The sequence below is a fragment of the Thermus caldilimi genome (assembly GCF_004684245.1).
Taxonomy (GTDB): Bacteria; Deinococcota; Deinococci; order Deinococcales; family Thermaceae; genus Thermus; species Thermus caldilimi.
Window position 1 is genome coordinate 888,911 of the sequence record NZ_CP038452.1, and the last position, 19,236, is coordinate 908,146.

Here is a 19,236-nt window from a genome sequence, read left to right on the forward strand (position 1 = left end):
TGAATGGACGTTCAAGTATTCTCTAGCGCGTGCTCCAGGGCTCCTTCCAGCAGCCTCTCCACGTGGTGGTCCGCCAGGCGGTAATAGACCTGCTTCCCCTCCCGGCGGAAGGCCACCAGCCGGGCCTGGCGCAGAAGCCTGAGCTGGTGGCTCACCGCGGAAACCGAAACCCCGGCAAGGAGGGCCAGATCGCACACGCAAAGCTCCTCCGCCGCCTTCAACGCCAGAAGAAGGCGCATCCGGGTGGGGTCGGCCAAAGCCTTAAGGAGGAGGGCGGCTTCCCCTAGCACCGCCCCCTCGGGCAAGGCCGCGCGGGCCTTCTCCACCCGCTCAGGGTGGATCTCGTACACCCCACACACTGCCCGCGCCATGGCCTTACCCTTACCCTGGGCTTCCCTTACCAGCCTCGCTTGGCCAGGCGCTCCTCTTCCCTAAGCTGGTCCAGGTTGATGCCCACCATGGGCTCGCCCAGGTCCTCGGAAACCTCGGCCAGCACCTCGGGATCGTTGTAGTGGGTCACCGCCCGCACGATGGCCCGGGCCCGCTTCTTGGGATCCCCAGACTTGAAAATGCCACTTCCCACGAAAACCCCATCCATGCCCAGGTGCATCATGAGGGCCGCGTCCGCGGGGGTGGCGATGCCGCCAGCGGCGAAGTTCACCACGGGAAGGCGGCCGTGGTCGTGGACCCACCTTACCAGCTCCAAGGGAGCCCCGATCTCCTTGGCGTAGGCCACGAGTTCGTCCTCCCGGAGGGACTGGACGTAGCGGATCTGCTTCCACATGGTGCGGGCGTGGCGCACCGCCTCCACCACGTTGCCCGTGCCCGCCTCCCCCTTGGTGCGGATCATGGCCGCCCCTTCAGCGATGCGCCTCAGGGCCTCCCCCAGGTCCCGGGCCCCGTTCACGAAGGGCACCTTGAACTTCCATTTGTCAATGTGGTGCTCCTCATCGGCGGGGGTGAGGACCTCAGACTCGTCGATGAAGTCCACCCCGATGGCCTCGAGGATCATGGCCTCCACGAAGTGCCCGATCCGCACCTTGGCCATCACGGGAATGGACACCGCGGCCATGATCTCCTTGATGACCTTGGGGTCGGACATGCGGGCCACACCCCCCTGGGCGCGGATGTCCGCGGGAACCCGCTCCAGGGCCATCACCGCCACCGCCCCCGCCTCCTCGGCGATCACCGCCTGCTCGGGGGTGGTCACGTCCATGATCACCCCGCCCTTGAACATCTCGGCAAAGCCGGTCTTGATCTGGAAGGTACCCTTCTCCATCCCGTCCTCCATCCTCCAGCTTACCGCCCGGCGGGTCAAGCCCAAAGAAGCCGGGGGCCCAAAGGCCCCCACGGCGCTAAGGCCCACCTAGGGCAGATAGGCCAAGGGGTTGCGGGCCACCCCGCCCACCCGCACCTCAAAGTGCAGGTGGGGCCCGGTGGACCAACCGGTGGACCCCACGTACCCGATCACCTGCCCGGCTTCCACCCACTGGCCCGCCCGCACGGCGATGCGGGACATGTGGGCGTAAAGGGTTTCCACCCCTCCACCATGATCCAGCACCACGTGGAAGCCGTACCCCACCGAGCTCCAACCCGCCACCTCCACCTGGCCCGCCTTGGCGGCCACGATGGGGGTGCCGTAAGGAGCAGCCAGGTCGATCCCCGTGTGGTAGCGCTGGAAAGCTCCCCGCTGGCCGAAGTAGGTGGTGATACGAAAGTCGGAAAGGGGCCAGCGCATGGCCCCTTCCTGGTAGCTCACCCGCCGCACCTGGGGCTGCTGGGCCTGGGCCCGCCGCGCCTCCTGGGCGCGCTGTTGGGCCAAAGCCTGCTGCCTCCTGCGTTCCTCCGCCAGGCGCCTCAGCTCCTCCTGGCGGCGCCGCTCGGCCTCGAGGCGGGCTTGGCGCTCCGCCTCCTGTTTGGCCAAAAGGCGCTGGTACGTGGTTTTGGCCTGAATGCCGGGCAGGAGGACCAGGTCCCCTGGCTTCAAATCCAAGGGATCCTTCACCCCATTGGCCCGGGCCACCGCCACCGGGGAGAGGCCGAAACGGGCCGCCAGGTCCACCAGGGTCTGCCCCTCGGACAGGGATACCACCAAGCCCCTAGCCCCTTTGGGAATGTAAAGGACACTCCCCGCCACCAGCTGGTCTAGGCTTTCTAAGGAAGGGTTAGCGGAAACCAAGTCCAGGACGCTTACACCATAACGGCTCGCCACTCCCTGCAGGGTATCCCCCGGGCGTACCCGGTACACCTCCACCCCCGGGGGTACCCGGGGGGAACGGTCCTCCACGGCCGCCAAGGGGATAAGTAGCCTCTGCCCCACCTGCAAGCGGTCGCTTTGCAGGTTGCTGGACCACAGGATGTGCCTTGGATCCACCCCATAACGAGCGGCAATCTGCACCAGGGTATCCCCGGGCTTCACCTCGTAGAGCACCCACCCCTTTTTAGCCGCCTGGCCCACCTCCACCGTGTTCTCGGGAAGGGGAAGGGGGCTAAGAATAGGGAGCTTAGCAAAGGCCAGAGAGGAAACCAATAGGCATAAACTTCCCCACCATATTCCCCGCAACGCTCACCTCCCAAAAAACCCCGCCCAAACCTCGCGGGGATTATACCAGGACCAAGCAGGGAAAACGCAAGGGGCACAAGGCCTTGGGGGGCGGAAAGCCCGCCCCCCAAGGGAAAATCCCGCCTAACGGGCGGCCAAGGACGCCAGAAACTCCTTGTTGTTCTTGGTACGCCCCAAACGGGCCAGGAGCATCTCCATGGCCTCCGCCGGGTCCATGTCCGCCAGGACCTTGCGCAGAAGCCACATCTTGTGCACCACCTCCTCGCCCAAGAGGAGCTCCTCCCGACGGGTCCCGGACTTCAGGATGTCGATGGCCGGGAAGATGCGCCGCTCCTCGAGGCGGCGGGAAAGGTGGAGCTCCATGTTGCCCGTCCCCTTGAACTCCTCAAAGATCACGTCGTCCATGCGGCTTCCCGTTTCCACCAGGGCGGTGGCCAGGATGGTGAGGCTTCCCCCACCCCTTATGTTCCTGGCCGCTCCCAAGAAGCGCTTGGGGAAGTAGAGGGCAGCGGAGTCCAAACCGCCCGACAGGGTACGGCCCGTGGGCGGGGTTACCAGGTTGTTGGCCCGGGCCAGGCGGGTGATGGAGTCCAGGAGGATCATCACGTGCCCCCCATCCTCCACGATGCGCTTGGCCCTCTCATGGACGAACTCCGCCACCCGGATGTGGTTCTGGGGAGGTTCATCAAAGGTGCTGGCGATGACCTCAGCTCCCTGGACGCTTTCCCGGAAGTCCGTGACCTCCTCGGGGCGCTCATCGATGAGGAGCACGATCACCTTGATGTCGGGTTCATTCTTCAGGACCGCATTGGCGATCTTCTTGAGCAGGGTGGTCTTGCCCGCCTTGGGCGGGGCCACGATGAGCCCCCGCTGCCCCCGGCCGATGGGGGCCAGGAGGTCGATCACCCGGGTGGAAAGCTCATCGGGGGTGGTCTCCAGCCGGATCTGCCGGTCAGGGAACTGGGGGATGAGCTCGTCAAAGCGGGGCCGGTTCTTGGCGGCCTCGGGATCCAGATCGTTCACCGCCTCCACCTTGAGGAGGGTGCCGTAGCGCTCGTTCTCCCGCGGAGGCCGCACCCGGCCCACGATATAATCCCCGCTCCTCAAGGCATACTGCCGGATGAGCCCCGCAGAGACGATGGCCACCCTGGATTCCAGGTTGTATAGGTTCTCGGTGATGAACCCATAGCCATCCGGGCTGATCTCCAGGTAACCCTTGACCAGCTGCAAACCCTCCCCTTGGGTCTGCCGCTCCAGGAGGGCCATGATGAGCTGGTCCTTCTTCATGCGCTTGTAGTTCTCAATCCCCGCTTCCTGGGCCAGCAGGTGGAGCTCCGGAAGGATCTTGGCCGAAAGCTCCTGGTAGGTGAGGGGCGCTTCTTGTTGGGTATCCGCTTTTCTCCTCATGGCTTGACCTTCTCCCAGTCCTCCATAAAGCGTCTAAGGCCTATGTCCGTCAAAGGATGCTTAAGGAGCTGCTTGAAGACCGCATAAGGCATGGTGGCGATGTCCGCCCCCAAAAGAGCCGCCTCCGTCACATGGCGGGGGTGGCGGATGGAGGCGGCGATGACCTTGACCGGCAGGTTCTGGACCTGGATCAGCTCCACGATCTCCCGCAAAAGCTCTCCCCCGTCCCAGGAGATATCGTCCACCCGGCCCAGGAAGGGGGACACATAGGCCGCCCCCGCCCGGGCTGCCAGAAGGGCCTGGTTGGCGGAAAAGATCAAGGTCATGTTCACCTTCACCCCTGGGTGGAAAGGCGCTTACAGGCCTTCAGGCCCTCCTCGGTGGTGGGCAACTTAACCACAATGTGGGGGTGGATGGCGGCAAGCCGCAGGCCCTCCTCCACCATGGCCTCGGCCTCCAGCGCGGTCACCTCCGCCGACACAGGCCCCTTCGCCACCTCGCATATGGCCCGTAGGTGGGCGAAGAGAACCTCCTCGGTCAGCTTTGCTCCTCGGCCCGCATACTCCTTAGCCACCAAAGTGGGATTGGTGGTAACCCCGGAAAGTACCCCCCAGGCAGCGATCTCCCGTATCTCCTCCAAGTTGGCGGTATCCAGGTACAGCTCCATGAGCACTCCTTTTGTCGGGAAGTGGACCGGCTTAGCTTGATTCTAGCAGACCCAGCCCAGGCGTTGTCAAGGAAGGGGAGGGCTGCTAGCATGGGCTTAGCCGCCAACGGGGGATTTTACCCCAGGGGGCATGAGCTGTAAAGGCGAGGATGGGGAGAGTACCCCTTTCCGATAGCCTAGAGCGAGCCGGGGAGGGTGGAAGCCCGGTGGTGAGGAAAGGCGGGAAGATCACCCCGGAGCCGCGGGAGGAAAAGGGCCGGTCCCTGAGTAATGCCCGCCGGGTGCGCCCGTGATCGCGTGGCAATGAGGGCCTGGAAGGTTCTTCCAGGAAGCGCGGTGGTACCGCGGAAGCCGTTAGCGCTTTCGTCCGCGCCCCAAGGGCGCGGGCGTTTCTTTAGGGAGGAGCGTATGTTCAAGGAGGTCGGTGAACCCAACTTTCCCAGGCTGGAAGAGGAGGTTCTGGAGTTTTGGAAGCGGGAGAGGATCTTTGAGAAAAGCGTGGAGAACCGTAAAGGCGGGCCCCGCTACACCGTCTACGAGGGTCCCCCCACCGCCAACGGCATGCCCCACGTGGGCCATGCCCAGGCCCGAAGCTACAAGGACCTCTTCCCCCGGTACAAGACCATGCGGGGCTACTACGTGCCCCGCCGCGCCGGCTGGGACACCCACGGCCTGCCGGTGGAACTGGAGGTGGAGAAGAAGCTCGGGCTAAAGAGCAAACGGGAGATCGAAGCCTACGGCATCGAACGCTTCAACCAAGCCTGCCGGGAGTCGGTCTTCACCTACGAGAAGGAGTGGGAGGCCTTCACCGAGCGCATCGCCTACTGGGTGGATCTCAAGAACGCCTACGCCACCCTGCACCCCACCTATGTGGAAAGCATCTGGTGGAGCCTGAAGAACCTTTTCGACCGGGGGCTCCTCTACCGGGACCACAAGGTGGTGCCCTACTGCCCCCGGTGCGGCACGCCCCTTTCCTCCCACGAGCTCTCCTTGGGGTACAAGGAGATCACCGACCCTTCGGTCTACGTGCGCCTGCCCCTTAAGGAACCGGGGAGGCTGGGCCTGGAAAAGGCCAGCCTCCTCATCTGGACCACCACCCCCTGGACCCTGCCCGGGAACGTGGCCGCGGCGGTGCACCCGGAGTTCACCTACGCCGCCTTCCAGGGGGAAGGGGAAGCCCTCCTCTTGGAGGAAAACCTGGGGAAAAAGCTCCTGGGCGAGGAAACCCCCATCCTCAAGACCTTTTCAGGGAAAGAGCTGGAGGGCCTCCCCTACGAGCCGCCCTATCCCCAAGGGGTGGAGCGGGGCTACTTCGTGGTCCTGGCGGAGTACGTGAGCCGGGAGGACGGCACGGGCATCGTCCACCAGGCCCCCGCCTTCGGGGCGGAGGACCTGGAAACGGGAAGGCGTTACGGCCTCCCCCTCCTCAAGACGGTGGACGAGGAGGGCAAGCTTCTGGTGGAGCCTTTTAAGGGCCTCTTCTTCCGCGAGGCCAACCGGGCCATCCTGAAAGACCTCCGCTCCCGGGGGCTTCTTTTCAAGGAGGAAAGCTACCTCCACAGCTACCCCCACTGCTGGCGCTGCTCCACCCCCCTCATGTACTACGCCACGGAAACCTGGTTCATTAAAAACACCTTCTTCAAAGAAGAACTCATCCGCAAAAACCAGGAGATCAACTGGGTCCCGCCCCACATCCGGGAGGGTCGCTACGGGGAGTGGCTAAGGAACCTGGTGGACTGGGCCCTAAGCCGCAACCGTTACTGGGGTACGCCCCTTCCCATCTGGGTCTGCGACACCTGTGGGAAGGAGGAGGCCATCGGCAGCTTCCAGGAGCTCAGGGAAAGGGCCACCCACCCCCTCCCCGAGCCCTTCGACCCCCACCGGCCCCACGTGGACCGGGTGGAACTCCGGTGCACCTGCGGGGGCACCATGCGGCGGGTGCCCTACGTGATCGACGTCTGGTACGACTCCGGGGCCATGCCCTTTGCTTCCTTGCATTACCCTTTTGAAAACGAGGAGGAGTTCAAGGAAGCCTTCCCCGCGGACTTCATTGCGGAAGGCATTGACCAGACCCGGGGCTGGTTCAACTCCCTGCACCAGCTTGGGGTGATGCTCTTCGGCTCCATCGCCTTCAAAAACGTCATCTGCCACGGCCTCATCCTGGACGAAAAGGGCCAGAAGATGAGCAAGTCCAAGGGGAACGTGGTGGACCCCTGGGACATCCTCCGGGAGTTTGGGGCCGATGCCCTTAGGTGGTACATCTACATCTCTGCCCCCCCGGAGGCCGACCGCCGCTTCGGGCCCAGTCTGGTGCGGGAGGCGGTGCGGGATCACTTCCTCACCCTCTGGAACGTGTACAGCTTCTTCGTCACCTACGCCAACCTGGACCGGCCGGACCTCAGGAACCCGCCCCCTCCGGAGAAGCGCCCCGAGCTGGACCGCTGGCTTTTAGCCCGGATGCAGGACCTGATCGGGAGGGTGACGGAGGCCCTCGAGGCCTACGACCCCACGCAAAGCAGCCGGGCCCTGCGGGACTTTGTGGTGGAGGACCTCTCCCAGTGGTACGTGCGCCGGGGAAGGAGGCGGTACTGGAAGAACGAGGACCCCTTGGACCGGGAGGCGGCCTACGCCACCCTGTACGAGGCCCTGGTCCTCATCGCCAAGCTCTCCGCCCCCTTCACCCCCTTCCTGGCGGAGGTGCTCTGGCAGAACCTGGTGCGCTCGGTCTTCCCGGAAGCCCCCCTCTCCGTGCACCTCGCCGACTGGCCGGAGGTGGATCCCCACCTGGTGGACGAGGAGCTGGTGGCCAAGATGCGCGCCGTGCTCAAGGTGGTGGACCTGGCCCGCTCCGCGCGGGCCAAAAGCGGGGTTAAGACCCGCACCCCTCTTCCCCTTCTCCTCCTCACCGCACCCAGCGCCTTGGAGCGGGAGGGCTTAAGGCACTTCGCCCCCGAGATCGCCGAGGAGCTAAATGTCAAGGAGGTGCGGGTTTTGGAGCCTGGGGAAGAGATCCTCTCCTACCGGGTGCTTCCCAACCTGAAACTTTTGGGGAAGAAGTACGGCAAGCGGGTGCCCGCCCTCCGCGAGGCCTTGGAAAGGGAGGCCTCGAGGGTGGCCAGGTCGGTCCTGAAGGGGGAGCCCGTGGCCCTAGAGGTGGAAGGGGAAACCCTGGTCCTCGCCCCGGAGGAGGTGCTCCTGGAGGCCCAGGCCCCCGAGGGCTACCTGGCCCTGGAGAAGGACGGGTACGTGGCCGCCCTGGAGGTGCGGGTCACGGAGGAGCTAAGGCTTGAGGGCCTGGCCCGGGACCTGATCCGCCATCTGCAGCAGACCCGCAAGGAGATGGGCCTCAAGGTTTCCGACCGCATCCGGGTGGGCTACGAGGCGGAAGGAGCCTACCGCGAGGCCCTCGCCCGCCATGGGGCCTGGATCGCGGGGGAGGTCCTGGCCCTGGAGTTCGGGGAAGGCCTCTTCCCCGGCCACGAGACCCGCCTCGAGGACGAGGAGGGGCGGGTGCGCTTCAGCGTGGCGAGGCTGGGATAGCCGCAGGGCGGAGGCCACGGGAAGGACCCTTGGCCTCGAGACCTACCTGCGGAGAGATGGCAGGTCCGGGCGTGAACCTAGAAGAGGGTTAGCGGGTGGTATAGTAGGCCCCGTGCTGGACCCGAAGACCCTCCTCGAGCCCCTAGGGCTGGATGCCCTTTACGTGACCCGTCCCGAGAACGTGCGCTACCTATCGGGCTTTCCCCACCCCGAAGACGCCCAGGTCCTCGTTACCCACGAAGGAGCCTTCCTCCTCACGGATCCCCGCTACCCCGAGGCGGAGCGGGAAAGCCGCATCCCCGCCAAGGTGCTGAAGCGCGAGGAAAAAGAGGAGGTCTTCAAGGGCTTGAAGGGCCGAGTGGGCTTTGAGGCGGAACATCTCCCCTACGCCGCCCTGGAACGCCTCAGGGAACTGGCCCCCGCGGAGTGGGTACCCACCAAGGGGGTTATCGAGCGGCTCCGGCTCAAAAAGACCCCGGAAGAAGTGGAAAGGATCCGCAAGGCCCAGGCCCTGGCGGAGGAAGCCCTGGCCCACGCCCTTACCCTGCTCAAGCCAGGGGTTTTGGAACGGGAGGTCGCCTTGGAAATAGAGTTCTTCCTGAAACGACGGGGTGCCGAGGTGGCCTTCCCCCCCATCGTGGCCTCGGGGGTGCGGGGAGCCCTGCCCCACGCCGGGGCCTCGGAGAAGCCCCTCGAGGCGGGGGAGCTCGTTACCCTGGACCTGGGGGCCAGGGTGGAGGGGTACCACTCGGACATGACCCGCACCGTGGCCTTGGGAAAAGTGAACGGGGAGCTCAAGCGGACCTTTGAAGCTACCCTGGCCGCCCTGGAGCGGGTTCTAGAAGTTCTGGGCCCAGGGAAGAGCACCAAGGAGATGGACGCCCTCGCCCGGGAGGAGCTTAAGCGCTTTGACCTGGACCGCTACTTCGTCCACTCCCTGGGGCACGGGGTGGGGCTTGCCGTGCACGAGGGGCCGGGGCTTTCCCCCTACATGGAGGAGACCCTGGAGCCCAGCATGGTGGTCACCGTGGAACCCGGGGTCTACCTGCCTGGGGTGGGCGGGGTGCGGATTGAGGAGCTCGTCCTCATCACGGAAACGGGCATAGAACTCCTCTCCCGCTTCCCCCGGGGCTGGCGGGAGGTTTAGGTGCGCGCCCTCATCCTGGCCCTCCTCCTTTCCAGCGCCCTGGCCCAGACCTACACCGTGCAAAAAGGGGACACCCTTTTCCGCATCGCCAAGGCCCACGGCCTGAGCGTGGCCGAACTCAAACGCCTGAACGGACTCCAAGACGACCTCATCCGCCCAGGGCAGGTCCTGCGGGTAGCTCCTGAAGAACCCTCCCAGGAGCCTGGGGAGAAGGCCCGGGTGTTCCAAGAAGGCCTGGCGGTGTGGTACGGCCCAGGCTTCCATGGAAAGCGCACCGCCAGCGGGGAGCACTACGACATGCACGCCCTCACCGCCGCCCACCCCACCCTGCCCTTCGGCACGCGGGTGCGGGTCACCAACCTGAAAAACGGCCGGAGCGTGGTGGTGCGCATCAACGACCGGGGGCCCTTTGGGGGAAGGTACATCATTGACCTCTCCTACGCCGCCGCCAAGGCCATCGGGGCCCTTTCCGCCACCCGGGTGCGGCTGGAGGTGCTGGAATGAGGCGCTACGGCTTTCACCTCTCCATCGCCGGCAAGAAGGGGGTGGCGGGGGCGGTGGAGGAGGCCCAGGCCCTGGGCCTTTCCGCCTTCCAGATCTTTGCCAAAAGCCCGAGGAGCTGGAAGAGCCGCGCCCTCTCCCCCGCCGAGGTGGAAGCCTTCCGGGCCCTCAAGGAGATGGCCGGGGAGCTTCCCGGGGTGATCCATGCCTCCTACCTGGTGAACCTGGGGGCGGAAGGGGAGCTTTGGGAAAAAAGCGTGGTGAGCCTGGCGGACGACCTGGAAAAGGCCCGCCTCCTGGGCCTGGAGTACGTGGTGGTCCACCCCGGCTCCGGAAGTCCGGAGCGGGTGAAGGAAGGGCTCCTTAAGGCCCTCCGCCTCGCCGGGGTACGGGATAAACCCAAGCTTCTCGTGGAGAACACCGCGGGAGGCGGGGAGAAGGTGGGGGCGCGGTTTGAGGAACTGGCCTGGCTCATAGAGGGCACCCCCTTAGGGGTCTGCCTGGACACCTGCCACGCCTACGCCGCGGGCTATGACGTGAAGGAGGCCCCGGAAGCCGTCCTCTCCGAGCTGGACCGCGCCGTGGGCCTGGAACGGGTGCCCGTTATCCACCTCAACGACTCCGTGGGGGGCCTGGGAAGCCGCATCGACCACCACGCCCACCTCCTCCAGGGCCAGATCGGGGAAGGGCTTAAGGGCGTGCTCCTGGACCCCCGCCTTACGGGCAAGGTCTTCATCCTGGAAACCCCCAGGAGCCCGGAGGAGGACGCCTGGAACCTAAAGGTTCTCCGCGGCTGGTTGGCAAACTTAGAATAAGGTTGGTTGCGGGAAGGAAATCTCTAACGGCCCAGCCCAGACCCAACGAGGTGGTGGAATGGACATCCAAACGATGGAAAACTGGCTGTGGAGCGCTGCGTGCGCCATCCGTGGCCCCGTGGATGCCCCCAAATTCAAGGATTACATCCTGCCGCTAATTTTCCTGAAGCGGCTTTCGGACGTGTTTGAGGACGAAATTGCCCGCCTGAGCGCTAGGTTTGGGAATGAAAAGGTAGCGCGCGACCTCGTCGAGAAAGAGCGCCAGCGCGGGAACGTGACGCTCGTGCGTTTTTACATCCCTGAAGAGGCCCGCTGGGAAACCATCCGCCGCCAGACCGTGGGCCTTGGCCAGTTCCTCACCGACGCCGTGCGGGCCGTGGCGCGGGAAAACCCTCAACTGGCCGGCGTGATAGATATGGTGGACTTCAACGCCACCGCCGCCGGTCAACGCATCGTTTCCGATGAACATTTGAAGGCTCTCATTGAGGTGCTTTCCCAGCACCGCTTGGGGCTTGTGGACGTGGAGCCGGACATCCTGGGCCGCGCCTACGAGTATCTGCTCCGCAAGTTCGCCGAAGGGCAAGGGCAGAGCGCAGGGGAGTTCTACACCCCCCGGGAGGTGGGCCTCCTCATGGCACGCCTGCTGGAGCCGGAACCGGGGATGTCGGTCTACGACCCGGCCTGTGGGTCTGGGGGGTTGCTCATCAAGTGCCACCTGCGGCTGGTGGAGAAGTACGGGCAGAAGGACCCCTCGGGCCATCTGGACCTGCCCTCCACCATCGCCCCCCTCAAAGTTTTTGGCCAGGAGATCAACCCGGCCACCTTCGCCATGGCGCGCATGAACGCCGTCATCCACGACATCGAGGCCGACATTCGCCCTGGGGATACCATGCGCCAGCCCGCCTTCAGGGACGGGAGCGGCCGCCTGCAAACCTTTGACCTGATCACGGCCAACCCCATGTGGAACCAGAAGTTCCCCCAGGAGCTCTACGAAAACGATCCCTTTGAGCGCTTCCGCTACGGGGTGCCGCCCTCCTCTTCCGCCGACTGGGGCTGGCTGCAGCACATGCTGGCTTCCCTGAACGAGCGCGGCCGCATGGCGGTGGTGCTGGATACTGGGGCGGTCAGCCGCGGCAGCGGCAACCAAGGGTCCAACCGGGAGCGGGACATCCGCAAGGCCTTCGTGGAGGCCGATCTGATTGAAGCCGTGATCCTTTTGCCCGAAAATCTCTTCTACAACACCACCGCGCCGGGGGTGATCCTGGTGATCAACCGGCAGAAGCGCCATCCGGGCGAGATTTTGCTCATCAACGCCAGCCAGCTATTTGCCAAAGGGCGCCCCAAGAACTACCTGACCGAAGAGCACATTGAGACCATCGCCGAGGTCTATCACCGCTGGGAAGCGCGCCAGGGGCTTTCGGCCATCATCACCCGCGAAGAAGCGGCCCGCAACGATTACAACCTCTCCCCCAGCCGCTACGTGAGCACAAACGGCAAGGAGGAAACCCTGCCGCTGGAGGAAGCCCTGGTGCGCTTGGAGGAAGCCGAAGAGGAGCGCGCCCAAGCCGAGCGCGCCCTGCGGGAGGTCCTGCGCGCCCTTTTCCCAAGCGAAGCTGCGAGGGAGGCATGAACGTCAAGGTCTTTCGCGAGACCAACTTCAAAGACACCAAACTAGGTCCCCTGCCTGAGGAGTGGCAGGTGGTGAGGTTGGGAGAGGTAATGATGTCTGTTCCAAAACAGAGCCGTCGTATCTATGTGCAAGACAACCAAATGTATAACTTGCTTTCAGTAGGACTTTATGCGCAGGGAGTTAAAGTAAAGGAACAGGTCCTTGGTAAAAAGTTGAGGACTAAAATATGGTATCGTGTAGAACGTGGCGACTTCCTGTTGCTCAAAATTTGGGCCAGGAAAGGCTCTTATGGGTTTCTAAAAGTTGATGTGTTTAATTCCATTGTAAGCGCAGATTACCCCATCCTTCGCGTTGATGAAAAAAGAGCTATTCTAGACTTTATAGAGCTGTACTTATCGCAGTCGTGGGTTTGGGAAAAATTGGGCACTATTGCAAAAGGTACCACGAATCGTCAGCGAGTCCACGAAAAGCAATTTCTTTCATTGATTGTATCGCCTCTCCCCCCTCTCCCCGAGCAGCAGGCGATTGCTCAAAACTTGCACCTCCCGAATACCCTGCATGAACACCCCCTTCCCCCCGCAGGCGGGGGCCAAAGACCCAAAGCTCCCAGCTCGGCCATGAGGACCCGCAAGACCACCTCCGGCAGCAGCAGGCGCGCCGCTGCCCACCCAGCCTCCCGCCAAGAAAGACCTCTCCCGTCTGGAGCTAGCCTCACCCAGTGGGCCAGCAGGTAAGCCAGGAAGGACAGCACCAGAAACCGATGCACCCCCAAGGCCGTCCGCTGCCCAAAACGCCCCAGGGAAAACTCGCTCTTTACCGTGCGGAAGAAGTGCTCAATGGTAAACCGCCGCCGCCCCCACACCAGCACAGTCCGTGGCCCCGCAGGAAAGGTGGCCACCACGTACCGCCACTCCCACCCTCCCCCGGGTAAGGGATAGCGGTACCAGCTCACCCACACGGGAAAGGGAAGTCCCCGCAGATGCACCCGACTCCCCTGCCGTCTGAGCCCAAAGAGGGGAAGCCCCTCCCGCGTCTTTCGGTCCCGCCGCATCCCCACCACCGCTTCCAGACCCAACCCCCGCACCCCCACAAGAAACCGGGCGGTGCCGAAGGCAGCATCGGCCACCACCCGAAGGTGGAAGGACTTGCGCATCCAGGGGGGCAGGGAGGCCAGAAGACGCAGGGCAAGGAGGGAAAGGGCCTTCTCCCCCTTCCCCCGCCACACCCGGTAGGCCCAGGGGATGCGCAGCTCTCCCAGCACCAGATAGAGCACCACCAGGTGGAGCCCCCACTTGCCGTGGAAAAAGGAGAGGGGCAAGGCGGGGAAGAGGCCCCGCTTCTCCAGGGTGACCAGGTCCAGGACCACCAGGAGCCTGGGCTTGGGCCCCCGCCTGGGCCTGGCCCGGTGGAGGGTTTCCTGGGCCTTCTTGCGAGCCAGGCGGATGAGGGCGCGGGTGGGCCAGGGATAGCGGTTGAGGAAGCGGGAGAGGGCGGAAGGGGACTTGGTCTTGCTGTGCTGGGGCCTGGCCTTGCCGTGGCCGGTGAGAAGGAGGAGAAGAAGCGCTTTGAGGGATTCGCGGAGGTGGGGGGTTGGCAGGAGGGCCAGGAGGGTCCAGAGTAGAGAATGGGCCGTTTGGGTCATGGCACCCTTCATCCGAAGGGAACCCGGCGGCCCTTTTCAAGTGGTCCCCTGGCGCATGGGTATGCGGGGGGTGGATAAGTGCAAGTTTTGAGATTGCGTATGTCCTTCGGACGGTGCAGGAGGCGAAGCGGGCGACGGAGCGGGTCATCGCCGCCTTGCGCGAGCTGAAAAAGAGCCTGATGCGGCATCTCTTCACCTACGGGCCCGTGCCCATCAGCGATGTAGGGGCGCAGCATGCTGCGCCCCTACAAGACACCGAAATCGGCCCCATCCCCGCACACTGGCAGGTGGTACAGCTGGGGGAGGTTGCGTTGCGCATTTTTGGTGGAGGGACTCCGTCTACTAGAAACCCCGATTTCTGGAATGGGACAATACCATGGACCACATCCGCAGAAATCCAGAACGAAGAGATTGAGCTCCGCACATCTCGGAGAACAATAACGGAAGCCGGGCTGAGGAACTCTGCCACAAACGTTGTTCCGAAGGGGAGTTTGCTTATAGGAACACGCGTAGGTGTTGGAAAGAGCATTGTTACCACGTTTGATGTAGCTCAAAACTTGCACCTCCCGAATACCCTGCATGAACACCCCCTTCCCCCCGCAGGCGGGGGCCAAAGACCCAAAGCTCCCAGCTCGGCCATGAGGACCCGCAAGACCACCTCCGGCAGCAGCAGGCGCGCCGCTGCCCACCCAGCCTCCCGCCAAGAAAGACCTCTCCCGTCTGGAGCTAGCCTCACCCAGTGGGCCAGCAGGTAAGCCAGGAAGGACAGCACCAGAAACCGATGCACCCCCAAGGCCGTCCGCTGCCCAAAACGCCCCAGGGAAAACTCGCTCTTTACCGTGCGGAAGAAGTGCTCAATGGTAAACCGCCGCCGCCCCCACACCAGCACAGTCCGTGGCCCCGCAGGAAAGGTGGCCACCACGTACCGCCACTCCCACCCTCCCCCGGGTAAGGGATAGCGGTACCAGCTCACCCACACGGGAAAGGGAAGTCCCCGCAGATGCACCCGACTCCCCTGCCGTCTGAGCCCAAAGAGGGGAAGCCCCTCCCGCGTCTTTCGGTCCCGCCGCATCCCCACCACCGCTTCCAGACCCAACCCCCGCACCCCCACAAGAAACCGGGCGGTGCCGAAGGCAGCATCGGCCACCACCCGAAGGTGGAAGGACTTGCGCATCCAGGGGGGCAGGGAGGCCAGAAGACGCAGGGCAAGGAGGGAAAGGGCCTTCTCCCCCTTCCCCCGCCACACCCGGTAGGCCCAGGGGATGCGCAGCTCTCCCAGCACCAGATAGAGCACCACCAGGTGGAGCCCCCACTTGCCGTGGAAAAAGGAGAGGGGCAAGGCGGGGAAGAGGCCCCGCTTCTCCAGGGTGACCAGGTCCAGGACCACCAGGAGCCTGGGCTTGGGCCCCCGCCTGGGCCTGGCCCGGTGGAGGGTTTCCTGGGCCTTCTTGCGAGCCAGGCGGATGAGGGCGCGGGTGGGCCAGGGATAGCGGTTGAGGAAGCGGGAGAGGGCGGAAGGGGACTTGGTCTTGCTGTGCTGGGGCCTGGCCTTGCCGTGGCCGGTGAGAAGGAGGAGAAGAAGCGCTTTGAGGGATTCGCGGAGGTGGGGGGTTGGCAGGAGGGCCAGGAGGGTCCAGAGTAGAGAATGGGCCGTTTGGGTCATGGCACCCTTCATCCGAAGGGAACCCGGCGGCCCTTTTCAAGTGGTCCCCTGGCGCATGGGTATGCGGGGGGTGGATAAGTGCAAGTTTTGAGGTAGCTATCAATCAAGATTTGACAGCATTTATCCTTAATGAAGAAGTTGTTACTCCGTACTTTTTGGTTTATTTGCTAAAAGAGGAACGTTATCAAGCTTGGTTCGCCAACAACAAGAAAGGCACAACGATTAAGGGAGTTCCACGCCAAGAGCTTGTTGGTATCAAGATTCCCCTCCCTCCCCTCCCCGAGCAACAAGAAATCGCCCGCATCCTGCGGGCGGTGGATGAGCGCATCCAGGCGGAGGAGGCCTATGCCCGCGCGCTGGACGACCTTTTCAAAAGCCTATTGAGCGAGCTGATGACCGGGCGGCTTCGGGTAGCGCCCGACTCAGCAACGGAAACAGAACCCGTAGGGACAGGCCAGCCCGGGGTAGGGGCAAGGTACCGCCTCGCCCCTACGACGTCCACCACCGAAGAAACAAAGGGGGGATGATGCCCTACGATCCGAACCGCCACCACCGCCGTTCCATTCGCCTGAAGGGGTACGATTACACCCAACCGGGCGCGTACTTCATCACCATCTGCACCCACGAGCGGGCACATCTCTTCGGCGCCGTGGTGGAGGGAGAAATGCAGAAGCTGATGAACCGGAGCGCACCCCCTCGGGAGGACCCGCCATGAGCCTCTCCTCTGAGCGCCATAACGTGCAAAACCCCCTCATCCGCTACGCCAGGGAAGCGGGATGGGAATATCTTCCGCCTGAAGAGGCGCTCCGCCTGCGCGGCGGCGAGGCCAAGCCCTTCCTGCACGCCGTGCTGGTGGAGCAGCTTCAGCGCCTCAACCCCGCCGTGGTGACCAACCCCACCAAAGCCGAGGAGGTCGTCCGCCGCCTGCTTTCCATCCGCGCCGATATTGAAGGCAACTATGAGGCCTGGGAATACCTTAAGGGTCTGAAGACGGTGTTCGTGGAAGCCGAGCGCCGTGAGCGCAACCTGCGCCTGCTGGATGCGGACCGCCCCGAAGTTAACCGCTTCCACGTCACCGACGAATTCCCTTTCCGGAGCGGCGCCCACCGCATCCGCGCCGATGTGGTCTTCTTGATCAACGGCATTCCCGTCCTCATCGTGGAAACCAAAGGGGCCACGCGGTTGGAGGGCATCGCCGAGGCCTTTGACCAAATCCGCCGCTATCACCAAGAAGCCCCCGATCTGATGGCACAGGCCCAGCTCTTTGTCCTCACCCAGCTGGTGCAGTTCTTCTACGGGGCCACCTGGTCGCTTTCGCGCAAGACCCTATTCAATTGGCGCGAAGATGTGGGGGCGCATCGCGATTCGTCCCTAGGATCCGATTTTGAAACGCTGGTCAAAGCCTTCGTTGCGCCGCGCCGCGTCCTGCGCGTGCTCACCGATTACATTCTCTTTGCCCGTAAGGATGGCGAGCTGAGCAAGGTCATCCTGCGCCCCCACCAGATGCGCGCCGCGGAACGGGTGCTGGGACGGGCGCGCGACCCTGAGAAACAGCGCGGACTGGTCTGGCACACGCAGGGCTCTGGCAAAACCTACACCATGCTCACCATCGCCCGGAAGCTCATGGAGACGCCCGAGTTCCAGAACCCCACCGTGTTGCTCATCGTGGACCGCAACGAGCTGGAGCAGCAGCTTTTCCAGAACCTCGAGGCCCTCGGCTTCGGGCACGTTCACCTGGCCACCTCCAAGCGCCACCTGCGCCACCTGCTCCAGCGCGATACGCGGGGCCTCATCGTCTCCATGATCCACAAGTTTGACGACATGCCCGCCAACCTGTGCACGCGGCGCAACGTCTTCGTTCTGGTGGACGAAGCGCACCGCTCCACCGGTGGCGACCTGGGCAACTACCTGATGGGTGCCCTGCCCAACGCCACCTTCATCGGCTTTACGGGCACACCCATAGACAAAACCGCCCACGGCAAAGGGACGTTCAAGACCTTTGGCGGCGACGACCCGCAAGGCTACCTGGACAAATACTCCATCCGCGAGTCCATAGAAGACGGCACCACCGTGCCGCTGCACTACCAACTTGCCCCCAACGACCTGATGGCCGACCGCGAGGCCATGGAAAGGGAGTTTTGGACGGTGGCTGAACTGGAGGGCGTGGCCGATGTGGAGGAAATCAACCGCGTCCTGGACCGCGCCGTCACCCTGACCAACATGCTCAAGAACCGCGACCGGGTGGACAAAATCGCCGGCTTCGTGGCCGAGCATTTCAAAAACTACGTCCAGCCCATGGGTTATAAGGCCTTTCTCGTGGCCGCCGACCGCGAAGCCTGCGCCTTCTACAAAGAAGCCCTGGACCGTTACCTGCCACCCGAATGGAGCGCGGTGGTCATCAGCGCTGCGCACAACGATCCGCCGCACCTCAAGCGCTTTCACCTCGGCGAAGAAGAAGAGCGTCGCCTACGCCAAGCCTTCCGCAAGCCGGGGGAAAACCCGCAGATTTTCATCGTCACGGAAAAGCTGCTCACCGGCTACGATGCGCCTATTCTCTACTGCATGTACCTGGACAAGCCCATGCGGGACCACGTGCTCTTGCAGGCCATCGCCCGCGTTAACCGCCCTTACGAGAGCGAGGAGGGTCAGCGCAAAACCACCGGCCTGATCCTGGATTTTGTCGGCATCTTTGAGGACCTCGAGCGGGCCCTAGCGTTTGATTCACAAGACGTGAGCGGCGTGGTGCAGGGCATCGAGGTCTTGCAAGCGCGCTTCCAGAAATTCATGGAGCAGGCCCGGGCCGAGTACCTGACCTTGACGGGCGGAAAGGAGGGCGACGAAGCCATAGAGGCGGTGTTGGAGCACTTCCGCGACAAGGAAACGCGGGAAGTATTTTACCGCTTCTTCCGCGAGCTGGAAGAGCTTTACGAAATCCTCTCGCCCGACCCATTCCTGCGCCCGTACCTGGACGATTACCAGCGCATGGTGGAGACGTACCGCCTGCTCAGTGCCGCCTACGAGCCGCACGTGCCGGTGGATAAATCCTTCCTCCGCAAGACCGCCGAAATCGTTCAACGGCATAGCCGCACGAACGCAGTTCACCAACCTAACGCCACCCACACAATCAGCCCCGCGGCCCTGCTGGCCCTGCTGCAGGAGGGAAAGCCCGAGACGGTCAGGGTCTTCAACCTCCTCAAGGAGCTGCACCGCTTGGTGGACGAACAGGGAAGAGCGGCTCCCTATCTGCTTTCCATCGGCGAGCGTGCCGAGGAAATCCGCCGCCGCTTTGAGGAGCGGCAAATGGAATCGCAGGAGGCCCTGCGTGAACTGGAAGAACTGGTCAAGCAGCTGAATCAGGCGCAGGCCGAACGGGCCTCCAGCCCTCTTTCCCCCCAAGCCTTTGCTGTGGAGTGGTGGTTGCGCACCCATCGGGTGGATCCCCCACAGGCGGCACAGGTGGCGCGGGAAATGGAAGCGGCCTTTGCCGAATACCCCCACTGGATGATCAGCCGCAAACAGGAAGGCGATCTGCGTACTCGCCTGTACGAGGGGTTGCTGAAGATTGGCGTTTCGGAATCGGAAGTGGTCGCTTGGGCAGATGCCCTTCTAAGCCTGCTGCGGAGGGCAGCGCAATGAGAAAATCCCCTTCCGAGTGGCAACC

14 protein-coding genes, 3 pseudogenes and 1 other annotated feature are annotated in these 19,236 nt (G+C 63.8%); of the genes and pseudogenes, 10 read left to right on the plus strand and 7 right to left on the minus strand.

Annotation, left to right across the window (positions count from 1 at the left end; genetic code table 11):
* Window positions 1-11: 11 nt before the first annotated feature.
* The 5 genes and pseudogenes from EBI04_RS04435 to fsa form a co-directional block, all read right to left on the minus strand.
* Complete coding sequence (locus EBI04_RS04435; protein WP_135256290.1) at window positions 12-371, minus strand: ArsR/SmtB family transcription factor; 360 nt, start codon at window positions 369-371, stop codon at window positions 12-14.
* 26 nt (window positions 372-397) lie between these two features.
* Entirely contained in the window at window positions 398-1,279 is an 882-nt protein-coding gene (gene pdxS / locus EBI04_RS04440; protein ID WP_167481876.1) for a pyridoxal 5'-phosphate synthase lyase subunit PdxS, read from the minus strand.
* Window positions 1,280-1,366: 87 nt separating this feature from the next.
* Window positions 1,367-2,563 carry a LysM peptidoglycan-binding domain-containing M23 family metallopeptidase gene (locus EBI04_RS04445; RefSeq protein WP_135256294.1) on the minus strand — a complete coding sequence of 399 codons (1,197 nt, stop codon included), beginning with the start codon at window positions 2,561-2,563 and terminating at the stop codon, window positions 1,367-1,369.
* Between the two features lie 123 nt (window positions 2,564-2,686).
* Complete coding sequence (gene rho, locus EBI04_RS04450; protein ID WP_135256296.1) at window positions 2,687-3,970, minus strand: transcription termination factor Rho; 1,284 nt, start codon at window positions 3,968-3,970, stop codon at window positions 2,687-2,689.
* A pseudogene (fsa, locus tag EBI04_RS04455) lies at window positions 3,967-4,637 on the minus strand (fructose-6-phosphate aldolase). The gene rho and the pseudogene fsa overlap by 4 nt, the downstream one beginning before the upstream one ends.
* Before the next feature lie 137 nt (window positions 4,638-4,774).
* Window positions 4,775-5,011: a binding site (T-box leader), on the plus strand.
* A gap of 34 nt (window positions 5,012-5,045) precedes the next feature.
* Between fsa and ileS the strand changes: the two are divergent.
* From ileS to EBI04_RS13945, 6 genes and pseudogenes are all read left to right on the plus strand, one after another.
* Entirely contained in the window at window positions 5,046-8,177 is a 3,132-nt protein-coding gene (gene ileS, locus EBI04_RS04460; RefSeq protein ID WP_135256298.1) for an isoleucine--tRNA ligase, read from the plus strand.
* A 115-nt stretch (window positions 8,178-8,292) separates the two neighbouring features.
* The gene (locus EBI04_RS04465) at window positions 8,293-9,324 is read left to right on the plus strand and encodes a M24 family metallopeptidase (protein WP_135257868.1); all 1,032 of its coding nucleotides are present in this window, start codon (window positions 8,293-8,295) and stop codon (window positions 9,322-9,324) included.
* The gene (locus tag EBI04_RS04470) at window positions 9,325-9,828 is read left to right on the plus strand and encodes a septal ring lytic transglycosylase RlpA family protein (RefSeq protein ID WP_135256300.1); all 504 of its coding nucleotides are present in this window, start codon (window positions 9,325-9,327) and stop codon (window positions 9,826-9,828) included.
* Window positions 9,825-10,640, plus strand: coding sequence for an endonuclease IV (gene nfo / locus EBI04_RS04475; protein ID WP_135256301.1), 816 nt, complete (start codon window positions 9,825-9,827; stop codon window positions 10,638-10,640). The genes EBI04_RS04470 and nfo overlap by 4 nt, the downstream gene beginning before the upstream one ends.
* Before the next feature lie 58 nt (window positions 10,641-10,698).
* Window positions 10,699-12,270: a type I restriction-modification system subunit M gene (locus EBI04_RS04480; protein ID WP_135256303.1), complete on the plus strand. Its 1,572-nt coding sequence runs from the start codon at window positions 10,699-10,701 to the stop codon at window positions 12,268-12,270.
* Window positions 12,271-12,362: 92 nt separating this feature from the next.
* Window positions 12,363-12,749, plus strand: a pseudogene (locus EBI04_RS13945) (hypothetical protein); the annotation flags it as partial.
* A gap of 50 nt (window positions 12,750-12,799) precedes the next feature.
* Here the strand turns inward: EBI04_RS13945 and EBI04_RS04490 are convergent.
* A complete protein-coding gene (locus tag EBI04_RS04490) occupies window positions 12,800-13,924 on the minus strand; it encodes a transposase (protein WP_444545749.1) in 1,125 nt (374 codons plus the stop codon).
* Between the two features lie 167 nt (window positions 13,925-14,091).
* Here EBI04_RS04490 and EBI04_RS13950 point away from each other — a divergent pair.
* Window positions 14,092-14,409, plus strand: a pseudogene (locus EBI04_RS13950) (restriction endonuclease subunit S domain-containing protein); the annotation flags it as partial.
* Window positions 14,410-14,462: 53 nt separating this feature from the next.
* On the opposite strand, the gene EBI04_RS04500 reads toward EBI04_RS13950, so the two are convergent.
* Window positions 14,463-15,587 (minus strand): transposase, encoded by a 1,125-nt coding sequence (locus EBI04_RS04500; protein ID WP_444545749.1) that lies wholly within the window; start codon window positions 15,585-15,587, stop codon window positions 14,463-14,465.
* Between the two features lie 98 nt (window positions 15,588-15,685).
* Between EBI04_RS04500 and EBI04_RS04505 the strand changes: the two genes are divergently transcribed.
* From EBI04_RS04505 to EBI04_RS04515, 3 genes are read left to right on the plus strand one after another with little or no spacing between them, the layout of a single operon-like run.
* Entirely contained in the window at window positions 15,686-16,102 is a 417-nt protein-coding gene (locus tag EBI04_RS04505) for a restriction endonuclease subunit S (RefSeq protein WP_167481878.1), read from the plus strand.
* Window positions 16,099-16,290, plus strand: coding sequence for a hypothetical protein (locus tag EBI04_RS04510; protein WP_240695374.1), 192 nt, complete (start codon window positions 16,099-16,101; stop codon window positions 16,288-16,290). The genes EBI04_RS04505 and EBI04_RS04510 overlap by 4 nt, the downstream gene beginning before the upstream one ends.
* Window positions 16,287-19,211 (plus strand): type I restriction endonuclease subunit R, encoded by a 2,925-nt coding sequence (locus EBI04_RS04515; protein WP_135256311.1) that lies wholly within the window; start codon window positions 16,287-16,289, stop codon window positions 19,209-19,211. The genes EBI04_RS04510 and EBI04_RS04515 overlap by 4 nt, the downstream gene beginning before the upstream one ends.
* Window positions 19,212-19,236: the final 25 nt, after the last annotated feature.

Excerpts from the sequence above, each read along its gene's own strand:
- EBI04_RS04510 (WP_240695374.1), top strand. The coding sequence starts at position 16,099 with ATGATGCCCTACGATCCGAACCGCCACCACCGCCGTTCCATTCGCCTG.
- rho (WP_135256296.1), bottom strand. The coding sequence starts at position 3,970 with ATGAGGAGAAAAGCGGATACCCAACAAGAAGCGCCCCTCACCTACCAG.
- EBI04_RS04500 (WP_444545749.1), bottom strand. The coding sequence starts at position 15,587 with ATGAAGGGTGCCATGACCCAAACGGCCCATTCTCTACTCTGGACCCTC.
- nfo (WP_135256301.1), top strand. The coding sequence starts at position 9,825 with ATGAGGCGCTACGGCTTTCACCTCTCCATCGCCGGCAAGAAGGGGGTG.
- EBI04_RS04515 (WP_135256311.1), top strand. The coding sequence starts at position 16,287 with ATGAGCCTCTCCTCTGAGCGCCATAACGTGCAAAACCCCCTCATCCGC.
- EBI04_RS04480 (WP_135256303.1), top strand. The coding sequence starts at position 10,699 with ATGGACATCCAAACGATGGAAAACTGGCTGTGGAGCGCTGCGTGCGCC.
- ileS (WP_135256298.1), top strand. The coding sequence starts at position 5,046 with ATGTTCAAGGAGGTCGGTGAACCCAACTTTCCCAGGCTGGAAGAGGAG.
- EBI04_RS04490 (WP_444545749.1), bottom strand. The coding sequence starts at position 13,924 with ATGAAGGGTGCCATGACCCAAACGGCCCATTCTCTACTCTGGACCCTC.
- pdxS (WP_167481876.1), bottom strand. The coding sequence starts at position 1,279 with ATGGAGAAGGGTACCTTCCAGATCAAGACCGGCTTTGCCGAGATGTTC.
- EBI04_RS04435 (WP_135256290.1), bottom strand. The coding sequence starts at position 371 with ATGGCGCGGGCAGTGTGTGGGGTGTACGAGATCCACCCTGAGCGGGTG.